Consider the following 15,292-nt stretch of genomic DNA (forward strand, 5'->3'; position numbering starts at 1 on the left):
AGCTTACATTACGGCATGGCGGTTTTCACGCTCGTCCCACCGTCAGGCGCTGCCCAGAGTTCATCCAGAAATGCCCGCATGGCATTCCACGAGCGACGATCGGCGATGGGATCGTAGCGAAGCCAGTCGGGAAGGCCACGCTCATGCGCCCTGGGATTTGTGAAGCTGTGACGGACCCCGCCATAGACATGCATCTCCCAACGAACCTCCGCTTGCCGCATCGTCTGCTCGAAAAGCAGCCGCTGTTCTGCATCGATGGAGGGATCGTCCGCACCCAGCAGCAGCAGGATCGCTGCCTTGATGTTCGGCGCATCCTGTGGCGCGGTCAGCGCCAGGCCGCTGTGAAAGCCCACCACTGCTCCGATGTCGCGGCCGGTAAGCGCCAGCTCCAGAGCCATCGTACCGCCAAAGCAGAAGCCGATCGCGCCGACCTTCGCGGGATCCACTTCCGGTTGCGCAAGCAGCGCATCATAGGCGGGCACCACACGCTCGCGCACGCAAGCGCTGCTTTTCTGCAAGGGTTCAAGCTTCTCTAGAACCTCCTCGAGCCCGCTCAGTTCGCGCGCCTCGCCATGAAGGTCGCACGCCAGCGCGACATAGCCCATCTCGGATGCAATCCGCTCGGCGCGCAGGATCGCCTGGTCGCTCAGGCCATAGCCCTCGGGAAAGACGAGAAGAGCAGGGTGAGGCCCTGCGCCAGCGGGTATGGCGAGGTGTCCGCGCATGGCCAGCCCGTCCGCCACATAGTCCACCGTCCGTACATTGATCGCGCGTGCATCCTTTGGCGACAGGCCGTTCACAACGCCACCTCGAAGGAGGCGGACGTCTTTGCCTCGACATCCTGGCGCGTCACGCCGGACGCGAGTTCAATCAGCCTGAAGGGGCTGTCATGGTCGGCCCGCTGGAAGACGGCGAGGTCGGTGATGATCATGTCGACCACATTCTTCCCGGTCAGCGGCAGCGTGCATTCCGGAATGAACTTGGGGCTGCCGTCCTTGGACGTATGCTCCATGACCACGATGATCTTCTTGACCCCCGCGACCAGATCCATCGCGCCGCCCATGCCCTTGATCATCTTGCCGGGGATCATCCAGTTGGCGATGTCGCCATTTTCGGCGATCTCCATCGCGCCAAGGACGGTCAGGTCGATATGGCCGCCGCGAATCATCGCGAAACTGTCCGAAGAGCTGAAATAGGCGGTCTGGGGCAGTTCGCTGATCGTCTGCTTGCCCGCGTTGATGAGGTCCGCATCCTCCTCGCCCTCGAGCGGGAAGGGACCGATGCCGAGCATGCCATTCTCGCTCTGGAGCGTGACTTGCACGCCAGCTGGAATATGGTTCGCCACTAGCGTCGGGATGCCGATGCCCAGATTGACGTAGAAGCCGTCCTCAAGCTCCTTTGCCGCGCGCGCGGCCATTTCATCTCTGCTCCAGGCCATTATGCGTCTTCCCTCTGACGAACGGTGCGGAATTCGATCTTCTTCTCGTAGGGTGCCCCCACGATCATGCGCTGGACATAGACGCCAGGAAGGTGGATCGCATCGGGATCAAGCGATCCCACCGGCACGATCTCTTCCACTTCGACCACGCATATCTTGCCGCAGGTCGCAGCGGGCACGTTGAAGTTGCGTGCGGTCTTGCGGAAGATGACGTTGCCGCTCTCGTCGGCTTTCCAGGCCTTGATCAGGCTGATGTCGGCGAAGATGCCGCGTTCGAGGATATAGTCCTCGCCGCCAAAGCTCTTCACTTCCTTGCCCTGCGCCACCTGAGTGCCGACGCCGGTCTTGGTGTAGAAGCCGGGGATGCCCGCACCACCCGCGCGCATACGCTCCGCCAGCGTGCCCTGCGGACAGAACTCCACCTCCAGTTCGCCCGCCAGATATTGCCGCTCGAACTCCTTGTTCTCGCCGACATAGGAGGAGATCATCTTGGCGACCTGCCGCGTGCGCAGCAGCTTGCCGATCCCCTCATTGTCAATGCCGGCATTGTTGGAGGCGAAGGTCAGGCCGGAAGCACCGCTGTCGCGCACCGCATCGAGCAGCCTTTCCGGAATGCCGCAGAGGCCAAAGCCGCCCGAGGCAATGAGCAGACCATCCTTCAGGATACCGTCGAGCGCCGAGGCCGCGTCGGGAAACAGCTTCTTCATTCCGCGCCTCCCAGCCGCTCTACCACCATGGCGATGCCCTGGCCGCCGCCGATGCACATGGTGATCAGGCCGTAGCGCCCGCCGATCCGCTCAAGCTCGTAGATAGCCTTGACGGTCAGGATCGCGCCGGTCGCACCGACCGGATGGCCCAGCGATACGCCCGAGCCGTTCGGATTGACCTTCTCCGGATCGAACCCCAGCACCTTGGCAACCGCGCAGGCCTGCGCAGCGAAGGCCTCGTTGGACTCGATGACGTCCATCTGCTCGAGCGCGAGGCCCGCGCGTTCGAGCGCTATGGGGACCGCCTTGACGGGACCGATGCCCATCCGGTCGGGTTGCACACCGGCATGGCCCCAGCCGATGATCCGCGCGAGCGGCTTGAGGCCATCGCGGTCGACGGCCGCCTGCGAGGCCAGGACGATCGCGGCCGCGCCGTCGTTGATCCCCGAGGCATTGCCCGCCGTCACGGTGCCATCCTTCTTGAACACCGCTTTCAGACCCAACAGGCTGGCGACCGAGACGTCGGCGCGGACATGTTCGTCGGTATCGAACAGCCTTGTGCCTTTGCGATCCTTGACCTCGATCGGCAGGATCTGGGAGGCGAAGCGCCCCTCCTGCTGCGCCCGTGCCGCCCGGCTATGGCTCAGGACGGCAAGCTCATCCTGATCCTGCCGCGAGATGTCATAATCGGCTGCGACATTCTCGGCCGTGACACCCATGTGCATGCCTTCGAAAGGATCGCTCAGCACCGCGAGCAGCGTATCGACCATCTTGATCTCGCCCATCTTCTGACCGAAGCGGGCCGCCGCCACCGAATGCGGCGAGCGGGTCATCGACTCCGCGCCACCGGCCACGGCGAAGTCGCATTCATCGAGCGCGATCATCTGCGCGGCAGATATGATCGCCTGCAGGCCCGATCCACACAGTCGGTTGAGCGTCAGCGCGGGCGCTTCGATTGGAATTCCGGCGTCGACGGCGGCGACACGGGCAAGATAGGCATCCTTCGGCTCACTGGGAATGACATTGCCCATGACCACATGACCGACCTGGCCGGCGCCGATTCCGGCGCGCGCGATGGACTCGGCGATCACGGCGGCGCCGAGCTTGGCTGGCGGGACGTCGCGAAGGCTTCCCCCAAAGTCGCCGATCGCGGTGCGTACGCCGGACAGGATATAGATTGGTTTCATGGCTTCCTCATCTTTCGGTGGACGGGTCTGGATGCGCCGATGGCGTCCTGCGGGACGGTCGCGCCGGCGCGCGGGATGAATCTTGTGGCAATGGAACTGCGCTCTTCGAGCCGGGTTCGCCGATCCTGGACGACCTGCGCGAACCCGTGATCATGCGCCTAGGCGAGTTCGAACCCCGCATAATCGGAATAGGCCACTTCCTCGCAGCGCTTGCGATATTCGGGGCCACCGCCGACATAGACGAGGGTGCGCTTTACCGTGCTACCGTCCGGCTTGGTCGTGGTCTTGACCCACCAGGCATTGGCGTCGGCCATGAGCGTCCGGGCGAAATCGGCATAGACGGCCTCGGTCCATTGCGCTTCGGCGGCTTCGCTGGCTTCCGAGAAGGTCAGGCCGCGATCGCGCATATAGGTGATCATGCGGGTGACCCATTCCCCCTGGAGGCCGCCGCACACGCCCACATTGCAGAAGGCCGATCCATTGTGCGGGCCGACCAGCGTGAAGAAATTGGGGAAGCCGCGCGCCTGGAGGCCCAGGAATGTCGAAGGGCCATCGGCCCAGGCATCCTTGAGGCGCTGGCCGTTCTTGCCGGTGATGTCGATGCGATCAAGTGAGCCGGTAACGGCATCGAAACCGGTGGCGAAGATGATCACGTCGAGATCATAGGCGCCGTCCGCCGTCACGATCCCTTCGGGCGTGAAATGCTGGATCGGGGCGCCCTTGATATCGACCAGATGAACATTGGCCTGATTATAGGCCTCGTAATAGTTGGTCTCCATCGGCACGCGCTTCGCACCGAACGGGTGGTCCGTCGGGATCAGCTTCTCCGCAACCGCCGGATCGGTAACACGCTGGCGGATTTTCTTCGCGATGAAATCGGCGAGGAACTTGTTCGACTCCTTGCTCAGCAGGAGATCGCGAAAGCCGCTGAGCCAGATGCCATAGCCCGGCTGGTTATAAAGCTGCTCGAAAAATACCTCGCGTTCCGCCTCCGAAACCTCCGTCCCCTTGCGCGTGTCGCGGTGATAGGGGAACGCCGTCGGCGTCGATTTCACATATTCCAGGATCGTGGGATAGCGCTTGCGGATGAGATCCATCTCGTCCTTTTCAAGCGGCATGTTGCCGAGCGGCGTGCACCAGTTCGGCGTCCGCTGGAAAACATAAAGGTCCTGGGCGGTCTGTGCAGCGATGGGGATGATCTGCACGCCAGTCGCGCCTGTGCCGATGACGCCGACCCGCTTGCCCGTGAAATCGATCGTCTGCGGATTGCCCTCGTCGTCGGTAGGCCAGCGGGAGGTGTGAAAGGCTTCGCCCTTGAAATCCTCGATCCCCGCATAGTCCGGCATCCGCGAGGCAGACAGCGGGCCGGTCGCCGATATCAGGAAGCGGCAGGTCAGCTTCTCGCCGCTGTCGAGACCGACCTTCCAGACATTGGCGAGGTCGTCATAATGAGCAGACTCCACCTTTGTGCGGAACTTGTAGTGGCGGCGGACATCCATCTTGTCGGCTGCATAATTGGCGTAACGCAGCATCTCGGGCTGCCCGGCGAAGGTTTCGCTCCAGTCCCATTCGGGGATGATGCCGCTCAGTGCGAAATAGCCATAGGTGTAGCTTTCGGTGTCGAGCCGGCATCCGGGATAGCGGTTCCAGTACCAGGTTCCGCCGACATCTTCGCCCGCCTCGATGCCCAGAACCCGCAAGCCTTCTCGGTCGAGCAGGTATGTCTGGTTCATGCCAGTGACACCTGCACCGATGACGATCGCATCATAATCCGGCTTCGTCTCAACTCCACTCACGACACATCTCTCCTTGGAACGATCTTTCTTACTGTCAACGCTCGCGTTGACGATCTGTCAAGGGGATTTGGATTGACGGGCTATTCCGGCTCCTAAAATGGCCAATAACAGACATTGTTATGATAACGAAATAATCTTCGCTTCGATCTATTTTGAAGCGTCGGGTCGGCATTTCGACGCAGCAGATGGTGATTCAGGCAAGCTTGGTGGTGTTGCAAGGCGAAGATTCGGGACGCGACGTGACGCGCAAATCGACTTGATCTGAGTACGGACGATTCCGTTCGGCTCTTGTCATGCGAGCAGTCCTATGCGCGCCACTGCATGACCGCGTATCGGCGTGTTTCAGGAAATATCGTGTCCCGGATGACCGGCCGCTCTCCATGCCGCATCTTGTCGGACGCAATACCCAGCCTCTGGCGGGTCTGGTCATTCGATACCGATCGCTGGCGCGAACTCGGCCGCAAACAGCCGACATGCGGACGCCACGCTGATTCACGGCGGATTCTTGAGATGAGCCTCTCTCAGGAGGCAGGAGTATATTGATCCTGTAGTTCGCGTCAGCGATGGTTTGTCTTGCGCTCCCAATGCGGTGATGTCATTTTTAACGATGACGGGCTCTGGCGCTCGCCATCATCGCAACCCGCCAGGCATCATGAACGCCGGTCCCTGACGGACAGGCGGCCGTATCGGATGGGGCGCGCAGCTATCGCGCCGAACGACGGCATAGCAGTGGGTAGGTAAAGAGTCGGTCACTCCGGCTCTCTATTGCTGCTGCCTGGATTCATTGCGTGTCTTCCTCCTCAACATCATTTCCGCGGCCGCCTAGGTCCGTTTCGTCCGGCTGTCACAACAGTCCTCGTGACACGATCGGACCGCTTGAACCGATAGCATCTATTTCGACCGATGGTTTGGAAAGAGCCTTCAAAACCGAGCGTGGAAGCCTCTTGCAATATTTGGGTCGGCGTGTCGGTCGGGATGCCGCGCCTGATCTCGTTCAAGAGGTTTTCATGCGAGCGGCGAGCAGTGAGCAAGTGTCGCGCCTGATAAATCCAGCGGCGTTTATCAAGCGAATCGCGCGGAACCTCTTGATTGACCGGGCACGCCGGCAAAAGCGTGACAACATCCTGCTTTTCTCGCTCGATGAACAACGAGATCTCATCTCGGCTCCTGAGCAATGCTGGAATCTCGAGGCGGACGACCTGCTACGCCTTTATGAGCACGCGGTAGATTCGCTGCCTGAAAAGACCCGCCGCGTATTTCTTATGCATCGGGTCGATGAATTGAGCTACCGCGAAATCCATCAGAGACTAGGGATCAGTATCTCCGCGGTGGAATATCACATGATCAAGGCGTTGGCTCATATTGGCCGTCAGGTGGATGCGGCACGATGACTGGCTCCGAAAACGGAGACGAGCAGCGCTGTGCCATCGAGGAAGAAGCGGTCGCTTGGTTGATCCGCCTCCGCGGTGACAAGTCGGACGCCACGTTGGTCAAGTTGGAGAACTGGCTGGCGCAATCAGTTGAACATCGTCGCGCGTACCAATGGGCCACGCATCACTTCGACACATCAAAGGTGCTCAAAGTGTCCAAGCGACATGGAAAGCGCAGAATATTTGGCCCGCACGGCTGGTTGCTAGGCGCCGCTTTGGCGGCGGCGATCACCGCCGTAATCGCGCTTGGCGTGACCTTCAGGTCAGGCGGACAAAATGAGGGTGGCAGGCGCCAGGCCGGCAGCGGGCCTGTTCTTCAGACGTTGCCCGGTCAGATCGATGCCGTCGCACTGGCCGATGGATCCAAGGTCACGATGGATGCGCGCAGTCGTATCGCCGTCTCGATGGATAGCAAGGAACGCCGACTTCAATTTCAGCAAGGACGAGCCCGTATTGCGGTAAACAGCGATGCACGGCCATTTGTCGTCAGTGCAGGTCGGGGTGAATTGGTCACCCAGGCCGCGCATTTCGACATTAGTCAGGACAGCGATGGCCGAATTGAAATCGCGGTACTGTCCGGCCAGATCGAACTGCGGAGCCTTCTCCGTCCCGGCGTAATGCAAACCTATCGGCATTATGCACAGGCCGGACAATTTATCGGTTATCCGGCTCAAAATTTCCGCCCCGTCATTTTGTCCAGCCGAGGCATAGATCGTCGCGACTGGCCGCAGGGCTGGACGGAATATAGCGCGATTCCGCTGCGCATCCTCATTGCCGATGCCAACCGATATGCGCGGCCGCCGATCGTGCTGGACGACCCCATGGTCGGCGCTCTCCTCGTATCCGGCCGATTCCGGTTAACCGATACTGATCGCTTTTCTGCCCGTATCGCAGATGTATTCGATCTTGCGCTAAGCCGCCGTGCCGACGCCATCCATCTCCAGCATCGATAAAAAATCGAAGCGTCGACTAAGGTCGATCGAATTCCAGCGTCAACAACTCCCCTAGAGCCAGCCGAAGTGGCGGGCCGGTAGGCAAAATGGGGGAAATATGACGGGGAAGAGATTGCAGACGATCGTCGCACTGATGCTGGGTGCAGCCACGGTTACGACGGTTCCGATAAGTTCGGCGCGAGATGACATATCCTTCGTTTTCGATCTGCCAGAGCAGGATCTGAGCGATGCGCTGCGTGCCGTGGCAAGGCGTGCCGGGTGGGAACTCTATATGCCGGCAACGCGTGTCGCCGGCGTCAGAGCACCAGCGCTCAGCGGCAAATTGAGCGCGCAGGAAGCGGTCGAAAGCCTTCTCAGAGGATCGGGCCTGCGCGCCCGGTTCTTGGATGAAGCGATCATCATCAGCGACCGATCCGCTCCTGTCAATCGGCGTGCAAACGGGACCCCCTATCGGCGCGCAAAAGGGACCCCATTTCAAGATGGCGCAAGGTTGATCTGACGCGCTCTCCTGCGCTGCGCGCGGCGTAGGGAGGGCGTAGCCCGACCGAAGGCGCGCGCAGCGCAAAGCATCTTTTAATTGAGGGCCGATGGGGAGGATCAGCTCCGGTTTTTGAAGCGCCAGCTGTCATTGCCGGTCTCGACTATGTCGCAATGATGGGTGACGCGATCCAGGAGCGCGGTGGTCATCTTGGGATCACCGAACACGGTGGGCCACTCCCCGAAGGCGAGGTTGGTGGTGATGATGACACTGGTTTGCTCGTAGAGCTTGCTGATCAGATGGAACAGCAACTGGCCGCCCGATCGGGCGAACGGCAGATACCCCAGTTCATCGAGCACGATGAGATCGAGGCGGGATAGCTGGGCGGCGAGTGTGCCGCTTTTGCCGATCCTGGCCTCCTCTTCGAGACGGGTCACAAGATCAACGGTGTTGAAGTAGCGGCCCCGCGCACCCGAGCGCACGACATTAGCGGTGATGGCGATGGCCAGATGGGTCTTTCCGGTGCCTGTACCGCCGACCAGGACGATATTGCGCCGCGCGGGCAGGAACGCGCCGCTGTGCAATGAACGCACCAGTCCTTCGTTGATCGGGGTGCCCTCGAACCGGAAGGCGTCGATGTCCTTCACGATCGGCAGCCTCGCGGCCGCCATCCGGTATCGGATCGACGCGGCGTGGCGATGCGTCGCTTCCGCCCTCAGAAGATCGGTCAATATCTCCATCGTGGTGCGCTGGCGCTGAAGGCCGGTGGTGACCGCATCGTCGAACGCGCCTGCCATGCCTTTGAGCCCGAGCCCGCGCATGGCCTCGATCATGTCATGCCGCTGCATCGAAGGTCCTCAGCTGGTCGTAACGGGCACAGTCGGCGATCGGAGGATGGCGCAGCGCGCTGTCCTCGGAGGTGATGATCGTGAGTGGACGCGGCGGTTCCCGGCGTCGCGCCAGGATGTTCAGGATCAGGTCGTCGCTTGCCGTGCCCGTCGCCAGTGCCTCGCGCACCGCCGCTTCGACAGGCTCCAGGCCATCGGTCAACACAGCCGACAGCACACGGACGAACCGGCGATCAGCATCGTCGCCATTACCCAGCTTGCGGCGCAGGCGGGCAAGCGCCGGTGGCAGATCCCAGCCCTGGAAGGGGGCGCCGTTCCGCAGCGCGCCGGGCTTGCGGGCCAGCACCGGCAGATAATGCCAGGGATCATAGATCGTGCGGTTGCGCCCGAAGTAGCGAGGATGTTCGGCGACAACCTCCTCGCCGCAGCGAACGACGATACGATCGGCATAGGCGCGGACCTGCACAGTGCGCCGTGCCACCGTCGAGAGCACCGAGTAACGGTTGCGGTCGAAGCTGATCAGGCAGGTGCCCGTCACGGCATGCTCGCTCTCATTGAAGCCGTCGAACGGCCCCAGCATCGGCTGCAGCGCGGATCGTTCGATCTCCAGCACCTGCGCCACGGTCAGCTCTCCCTGTTCGGGATGGGCCTGCCGTTCCGCCCAGCGCCGACACTCGGCCTCCAGCCAGCCATTAAGCTCTTCGAGGCTGGCGAACCGCAGCCGGGGCTGGAAGAAGCGGCCACGGATCGTCTGCACCTGGTTCTCGACCTGGCCCTTCTCCCATCCCGCCGCAGGCGAGCAGGCCGTGGGCTCGACCATATAATGGTCGGTCATGATCAGGAACCGCCGGTTGAAGACTCGTTCCTTGCCGGTGAACACGCTCGTCACCGCCGTCTTCATATTATCGTAGATGCCGCGCTCCGGCACGCCGCCAAAGAAGGCAAAGCCGCGCGCATGCGCGTCGAACAGCATCTCCTGGCTCTCGCGAGGATAGGCTCGGACATAGACCCCGCGTGACGCGCACAGTCGCATATGCGCGACCTTCACCCGCATCGGCTTGCCGGCGATCTCGACATCCTCATGGCTCCAGTCGAACTGGTAGGCCTCGCCTGGCCTGAACATCAACGGGATAAAGGCGGTGACGCCATCGCCGGCATCCTTGCGCCGTTCGATCTTCCATCGCGCCGCGTAGCGCCGCACGGCATCGTAGGAACCCTCAAAGCCTTCGCGCACCAGCAGGTCATGGATCCGCGTCATCCGCAGCCGTTCACGCCTGCCGCGCACCTCGTTCTCTTCCAGCAGCGTGTTCAGACGATCCTGAAACGGACCGATCCTGGGCAGTGGCTGAATCTTGCGCTGATAGTCGAATGCGCCCTCCGGCGCTCGGATCGCCTTACGGATGACCTTCCGCGACACATGCAGATCCCGCGCGATCGCCTTGATCGCCTTGCCCCCGGCATACTCGCGCCGGATCCGAACAACTGTCTCCAAAACCAACATCCCGATCTCGCCGCCTGAAAATCCAGGCAGCTGTTTAAACCATCGAAATGAGGGGTCCCTTTTAGACGCCGATCACCCCGCTAACGGGGTCCTTTTTGCACGCCGATCCACACTGCACCGCTATCGGGAGTCCCGCGATGTAGGTCCGTAGGTTGATGCTTTCGCTCAGCGGCATTGTCCTGAGATCGGCGATGAGATTGGTGATGTCCCCCTCCGCAAAGCCCGCCTCAACAAGCGCGCGGGCAACGAGCGATCCGCCGTTTTCCAGACCGGAGACGAGCAGCGTCCGAAATCGCTCATCGATATTGCCAAGGGACCAGGGCATGACCTGACTGATCATGCCGTCCAGCCGGGCAATATGATCGTCGATGCGCTGCGTGTCGAAGCCATGCCGCGTCAAATCCTCGTTCGAGGTCAGCAAGTCGGCGAGTGCGGTTTTGTCTTCGCGGAAAGCGGGCAGGATGGCTGGTCCGGCGAAAAGGTCGGGGTGCCGGTCGAGCAGCAATATTGCCATGGGCGAAAGAAGATAGGCGCTATTGAGCGTCACTTGGCCCTTGGTGAGTATCTTCACTTTGAGTGCTCGTGCGGCGACATCGACCGAGCCGGCCTGATCGTCAGCATCGAAGTGCGACGGCAGGAGATCGGTGGAATAGATTCGCGGTCCGCGCAGGTCTTCTGCCCTCACGAGCTCGCGCGCATCCAAAAAGCTGCCCAAACTATGATCCTTTTATCGCGTTGCCCCTCTCCTGAGGGTGTTACGATCCTTCGTTCATCTGACAAACGGGATCAAGTTAAGACAGTTAACCGTGCTGCGCAGTTGGACTGGCACCAGCTGTCTCAAAGCACTACAGTTTGGGGATGCCATACCGCTGGACCAACATCCGCACAGTCGAACCGTCCGTGCCGCACGACAACATTGTGCACCAGCCGTTCAGTCTCTGGTGGGCGGCGTTGGCGGCATCGGACGAGACGATGCAGGGCGGACCCCTCGTTCCGGCTTGGCTGCGCCTCTTCTCGACGCACCTCAGCACTGCTGACCAGATCCGCCTTCGCTGGGGTGGCGACCTCGCGCAGAGCGCCGAACTCAGGCGTGCCTACTCCGCACTCTACGGCCGATACTTCTCGCGGGCATTGCTTGCGAGCAGGCTCGGCCTCACGGATTTCGTGTCGTTGCGAACGAACAAGACCCGCTTACCTAACGGCATCGTCGTCGAAAGGACATTAAAGGGCGACATTCCCGACTGGATCGCGTGGAACCCGGCAGAGGGCGCGTACAGTCTGTGTGAGGCGAAGGGCAGCCTGACTGGCCGTCAGGCCGACTTCATGACCGGGCAGCCCGCTTGCATCCGGGACGGAAAGCGGCAGTTCGGAAGGGTGCAGGTGCTCGACCGCAGCGGCCGGGCATTGGCAACAAGGAACTGGGTTGCGGCAAACCTTTGGTCGACCGACGGACGCCCCCGCGAATCCGTATCCCTGCTTTGGGATCCACCCGCAGATGGGACCGTAATATCGGAAGGCGACCGCCAGCAGCATGCCGACGGCATGAGGCGCCGGCGTATCGCTAACATTGCCCTGAGGCTCGGCCGGCCCGCTCTGCTAGGCTCAGCTCGACGGTTGGGCGGGGCACTGCTGCGGGTGACTGCGAAGCCTGATGGAGATGGCATGCCCACCAAGGTAAGCACAGCCAACGAAGACGAATTGCTGCGACCGATTGAGCGACCCGCCGGCGAACTGCACGAAGGTACTTATGCCGCAGCGATGATCAGCGCGTTCGGCATTCGGTCGGTCGTCACCTCCGAGGATGTCGCGGCGCTAATGTTAGCACGCAAGTCTGGCGAACCTGCAATGCTATTTGGGCTGTCGGTCGACTCACTTCGCGCTGATCAGGCAATCCGCAGAACTTGGCTCTCTGGCCAAGGAATCGCCGCGCCGGACGGCCTAAGCCTTTTTGACCTTCACCGCGTGGAGATTGATGTTTGATGCAATACTGGCCGCTATCAGCGTGACCCGGTTTTGCGCTATGACCGAATATGGAGCCTTCTGCTGTCGTGTAGCTTCGGCGCGAAGCTATCGGCAATTTGAACCGAAGCAAACGTTCACGTCGCCAGACCTGCGCTACCGGGTTTGAACGGCAGCCATCAAGAACCGAACGGTCGGCAACTGGGTGTTTAAAGTTCGCGTCTGAACGTGTCATAAAAGTCGGAGCGGTGGAATCTGGGACGAAGTAGTCGTTCCAGATCATGTCTGCCAACGGCAGCTCCTGTCGCAGCCGGCCATTCAAAGTTGATACCGGAATGTCGGGGGTCTTGCCGGAAGAAGACTGGACGAGTGACGGAGAAAGCTATCTGCGAGCGGGCGGCGTGATCCACCACCCGACTGATCAGTATGAGCGGACCGAGCTACCGTAGCCTTTGATCGAACCGAAACAGAAAACGCCCACCGCCAAGGGGCAGTGGGCGCTCATACCACCATCAACATCGGAAGCGTCAGCTGTCCTTGATGGTAGTGTTGGGGCTGCGCTTTCCGTGCGCGGTAGTCACGAAACGCCCGGAGATTGCGCTGCGATAGGTGCCGCCGGTGCTGCCACCGCCGGCAGCCTCGCGAACGGTCGTGCGCGGAGACGCCTTCCCGTGCGCAGCAGTCACGTAGCGACCCGAGATCGCGCTGCGGTAGGAACCGCCACTCTTGCCCTTGGCCATATTCATCACTCCAATCGTCGAGGTTGGGGCCGCGCGGTCGCGCGACCCCGGTTTTGCGTCAGCCGCGAGGGGGGAACGGATCCCCACCGAAGCTGTCGCGTTCGCGGATCTGGCCATTGCGGCCATGGATCAGCAGTTCGCTATGCTGGTTGCGCGCGATGTCGCGCGCCGCGCCGATCGCTTCGGACTGGGTGGGGTGCACCGAGGTCGCCCGCTCATTGCCGGCGCCACGAACCGCCCAGCCGCCTGCGTGCGGCACTACATGCTGGTTCTTGCCCATGTCGATATTCCTCCTTCCTCGCGCTGTCGGGTAAGCCAGCTTGCGACACCGCTCCCGAACCCCTTGATTGGCATTCAGGGAGGTAGGCTGATCTCGGCAACCATCACGGACACCGAAATTTATTTTTACCGCCTTGTCCGTGAGCCGCTTCCGGGTCAGCCTACGCAGGAAGACAGACCCAAAGGGAGTGACGCGATCCCAGACGTGCTCGACCTCGAAGAAATCAGGTCCGCCCTTGACGGCCTGACCCAGATCGACCTCGTCCGCCTGCGCCGTGCAGGTAGCAAGTTCGCTCTGGCCCTCGACTGCACGGTGGACGATCTTATCAGCGAGGCAGTGTGTTCCGCTTATTCCGGTGGACGCGAATGCCGCAGAGATCTGCCCATCCTGGTCTTCCTCATCGGCGCCATGCGGAGCATCGCATGGAATGCCAAGGTGTCCTCACGGAAGGCCGGGAAGGAGATCTCTCTCGATGCTACCGGAACCGATGGCCGCCCCCTGGTCGTTCTCAAAAGCAACGTGCCGGACGCCGAGACCCTGATCCTACGCGCCGAAGACGTGGCGCTTAGGATCGCCGCCCTGGAGGATCTGTTCGCCGCTGACGAGCCTGCATTGCTCGTCATCATGGCCGACCTGGACGAACTATCGAAGGAGGAAATCATGGCTATGAACGAAATGTCCGAAACCACCTACAACAGCACCCGCACCCGCATTCGCCGAAAGATGGAACGGAGGTTTCCAAACGGGTGGGCTGCGTGAGCGGCGCAGAGGAAAACGATCCCACGCTTAACCAACTGATCGACGAAACCGTCGAAGACCTGATGAAGCTCAGCGACGCCGAACTGTTGGCCGAACTGGCTGCAGAAGGTGCTGATCCGGAAGCAGAAGCGCAGTCTGCGCGCAACGCGATCGCCGCCGGCATCGCGCGCGCCGGTCGCGCTCGCCTCGTCGCAGCACGAACAGCAGTGGATCGTGACCGGACGGCGCGCATCGTACGCCAGCCGGTCCCCGTCGCCCTGCGCGCCAGCATTCTGGAGCGCTTCGCCAACGACGATCCCAAGCTCAAATCCCGCCTCACCATGGCGGCCCGAAACGGCGAAGGCATCACAGAACAGGAGATGGACTCCATCCTCGCCGACCTGCGTGAGCTCGGCGTAATCGACGACGAGGGGAACCCGATTGAGCGGTGACACCCCAGCGGAGACGCTCCTGCGCTCTCTGGGCATCACCAGTCCAGACGAGATCGACCTCGAAGCAATTGCCTGGTCCATGGGAGCCAAGGTTCGTGAAGCGGAGCTGCCAAGCTGCGAAGCACGCATAATTGGTTTTCAGGACCAGGCGATCATCACAGTCCGAAATTCCGGCGACCCCCGCCGCCGTCGCTTCTCGATCGGCCATGAGCTAGGCCACTGGATCCACCATCGCGGCCGCTCCTCCATCTGCCGCTCGAGCGACATCGGCAATCCCGGAGCCGCCAGCCAGCTCGAGAAGCAGGCCGACCGCTTTGCAGCCGACCTACTCATGCCACGCTACCTCTTCGTCCCATCAGTTGCCCAACTGAAGCGACCGGATTTCGAGAACGTCGACGAGCTCGCCACCACCTATTCGACGAGCAGGCTCGCTACCGCCCTTCGCTGCGTCGACATTGGGGAATGGCCGGTCGTCCTCATTTGTCATGGACCCTCAGGCCGCCGGTGGTTCAAGCGCGCCGCCAGCGCCCCCAACGACTGGTTCCCGCGGGAGGACCTCGATCCATCCTCGCCTTCCTTCCCGGTACTCTTCGGAACCGTCGAACGCACAAGAACCCAAAGCGTCGCCGCCAATCTCTGGTTCGATCGGCGCGATGCCAGCCGGTATCGCATCACCGAGCAGTCGCTGAAAGCACATGGAGGCACGATGCTCACGCTCCTCACGCTCACCGATGCGCGTTTCGCGTGATCGCGGGCACTGATTTCATCTGATCGCGGGCAGCGAT

General features: G+C 61.6%; 17 protein-coding genes. 7 read left to right on the forward strand and 10 right to left on the reverse strand.

The genetic code is table 11. The features are described 5' to 3' along the window. Positions 1 to 8: 8 nt before the first annotated feature. From SBA_RS09880 to SBA_RS09900, 5 genes are all read right to left on the reverse strand, one after another. Positions 9 to 800: a dienelactone hydrolase family protein gene (locus SBA_RS09880; protein WP_261934285.1), complete on the reverse strand. Its 792-nt coding sequence runs from the start codon at positions 798 to 800 to the stop codon at positions 9 to 11. Next, the gene (locus SBA_RS09885) at positions 797 to 1,438 is read right to left on the reverse strand and encodes a CoA transferase subunit B (RefSeq protein ID WP_261934286.1); all 642 of its coding nucleotides are present in this window, start codon (positions 1,436 to 1,438) and stop codon (positions 797 to 799) included. The genes SBA_RS09880 and SBA_RS09885 overlap by 4 nt, the downstream gene beginning before the upstream one ends. Then, positions 1,438 to 2,145, reverse strand: coding sequence for a CoA transferase subunit A (locus SBA_RS09890; protein WP_261934287.1), 708 nt, complete (start codon positions 2,143 to 2,145; stop codon positions 1,438 to 1,440). Before SBA_RS09890 ends, SBA_RS09885 begins: the two co-directional genes overlap by 1 nt. After that, positions 2,142 to 3,332 (reverse strand): beta-ketothiolase BktB, encoded by a 1,191-nt coding sequence (gene bktB, locus SBA_RS09895; protein WP_261934288.1) that lies wholly within the window; start codon positions 3,330 to 3,332, stop codon positions 2,142 to 2,144. Before bktB ends, SBA_RS09890 begins: the two co-directional genes overlap by 4 nt. 158 nt (positions 3,333 to 3,490) lie before the next feature. Then, complete coding sequence (locus tag SBA_RS09900) at positions 3,491 to 5,065, reverse strand: flavin-containing monooxygenase (protein ID WP_390902439.1); 1,575 nt, start codon at positions 5,063 to 5,065, stop codon at positions 3,491 to 3,493. A gap of 851 nt (positions 5,066 to 5,916) precedes the next feature. On the opposite strand from SBA_RS09900, the gene SBA_RS09905 reads away from it, so the two are divergent. The 3 genes from SBA_RS09905 (at position 5,917) to SBA_RS09915 (ending at position 8,010) form a co-directional block, all read left to right on the forward strand. Further along, positions 5,917 to 6,519 (forward strand): RNA polymerase sigma factor, encoded by a 603-nt coding sequence (locus tag SBA_RS09905; protein ID WP_261934290.1) that lies wholly within the window; start codon positions 5,917 to 5,919, stop codon positions 6,517 to 6,519. Next, a complete protein-coding gene (locus SBA_RS09910; protein WP_261934291.1) occupies positions 6,516 to 7,511 on the forward strand; it encodes a FecR family protein in 996 nt (331 codons plus the stop codon). Before SBA_RS09905 ends, SBA_RS09910 begins: the two co-directional genes overlap by 4 nt. A gap of 112 nt (positions 7,512 to 7,623) precedes the next feature. Next, entirely contained in the window at positions 7,624 to 8,010 is a 387-nt protein-coding gene (locus SBA_RS09915) for an STN domain-containing protein (RefSeq protein WP_261934292.1), read from the forward strand. Positions 8,011 to 8,108: 98 nt separating this feature from the next. Here SBA_RS09915 and istB read toward each other — a convergent pair whose 3' ends face one another. The 3 genes from istB to SBA_RS09930 form a co-directional block, all read right to left on the reverse strand. Then, complete coding sequence (gene istB, locus SBA_RS09920) at positions 8,109 to 8,837, reverse strand: IS21-like element helper ATPase IstB (protein ID WP_261934260.1); 729 nt, start codon at positions 8,835 to 8,837, stop codon at positions 8,109 to 8,111. Next, positions 8,824 to 10,338, reverse strand: a complete 1,515-nt coding sequence (istA, locus tag SBA_RS09925) for an IS21 family transposase (protein ID WP_261934293.1) — start codon at positions 10,336 to 10,338, stop codon at positions 8,824 to 8,826. Before istA ends, istB begins: the two co-directional genes overlap by 14 nt. A gap of 61 nt (positions 10,339 to 10,399) precedes the next feature. Next, a complete protein-coding gene (locus SBA_RS09930) occupies positions 10,400 to 11,023 on the reverse strand; it encodes a hypothetical protein (protein WP_261934294.1) in 624 nt (207 codons plus the stop codon). Between the two features lie 173 nt (positions 11,024 to 11,196). On the opposite strand from SBA_RS09930, the gene SBA_RS09935 reads away from it, so the two are divergent. Then, positions 11,197 to 12,318, forward strand: coding sequence for a hypothetical protein (locus SBA_RS09935; RefSeq protein WP_261934295.1), 1,122 nt, complete (start codon positions 11,197 to 11,199; stop codon positions 12,316 to 12,318). Between the two features lie 506 nt (positions 12,319 to 12,824). Here SBA_RS09935 and SBA_RS09940 read toward each other — a convergent pair. Continuing rightward, complete coding sequence (locus SBA_RS09940; protein WP_147220240.1) at positions 12,825 to 13,037, reverse strand: hypothetical protein; 213 nt, start codon at positions 13,035 to 13,037, stop codon at positions 12,825 to 12,827. A gap of 58 nt (positions 13,038 to 13,095) precedes the next feature. Continuing rightward, a complete protein-coding gene (locus SBA_RS09945; protein ID WP_261934296.1) occupies positions 13,096 to 13,317 on the reverse strand; it encodes a DUF2188 domain-containing protein in 222 nt (73 codons plus the stop codon). On the opposite strand from SBA_RS09945, the gene SBA_RS09950 reads away from it, so the two are divergent. From SBA_RS09950 to SBA_RS09960, 3 genes are read left to right on the forward strand one after another with little or no spacing between them, the layout of a single operon-like run. Beyond that, positions 13,300 to 14,076, forward strand: coding sequence for an RNA polymerase sigma factor (locus SBA_RS09950; RefSeq protein WP_261934297.1), 777 nt, complete (start codon positions 13,300 to 13,302; stop codon positions 14,074 to 14,076). The genes SBA_RS09945 and SBA_RS09950 overlap by 18 nt on opposite strands. Next, a complete protein-coding gene (locus tag SBA_RS09955; protein WP_261934298.1) occupies positions 14,073 to 14,507 on the forward strand; it encodes a hypothetical protein in 435 nt (144 codons plus the stop codon). The genes SBA_RS09950 and SBA_RS09955 overlap by 4 nt, the downstream gene beginning before the upstream one ends. Next, the gene (locus tag SBA_RS09960) at positions 14,497 to 15,255 is read left to right on the forward strand and encodes an ImmA/IrrE family metallo-endopeptidase (RefSeq protein WP_261934299.1); all 759 of its coding nucleotides are present in this window, start codon (positions 14,497 to 14,499) and stop codon (positions 15,253 to 15,255) included. The genes SBA_RS09955 and SBA_RS09960 overlap by 11 nt, the downstream gene beginning before the upstream one ends. The last annotated feature ends 37 nt before the right edge of the window (positions 15,256 to 15,292 follow it).

Origin of the sequence: Sphingomonas bisphenolicum, from assembly GCF_024349785.1 — a bacterium.
Classification (GTDB): domain Bacteria; phylum Pseudomonadota; class Alphaproteobacteria; order Sphingomonadales; family Sphingomonadaceae; genus Sphingobium; species Sphingobium bisphenolicum.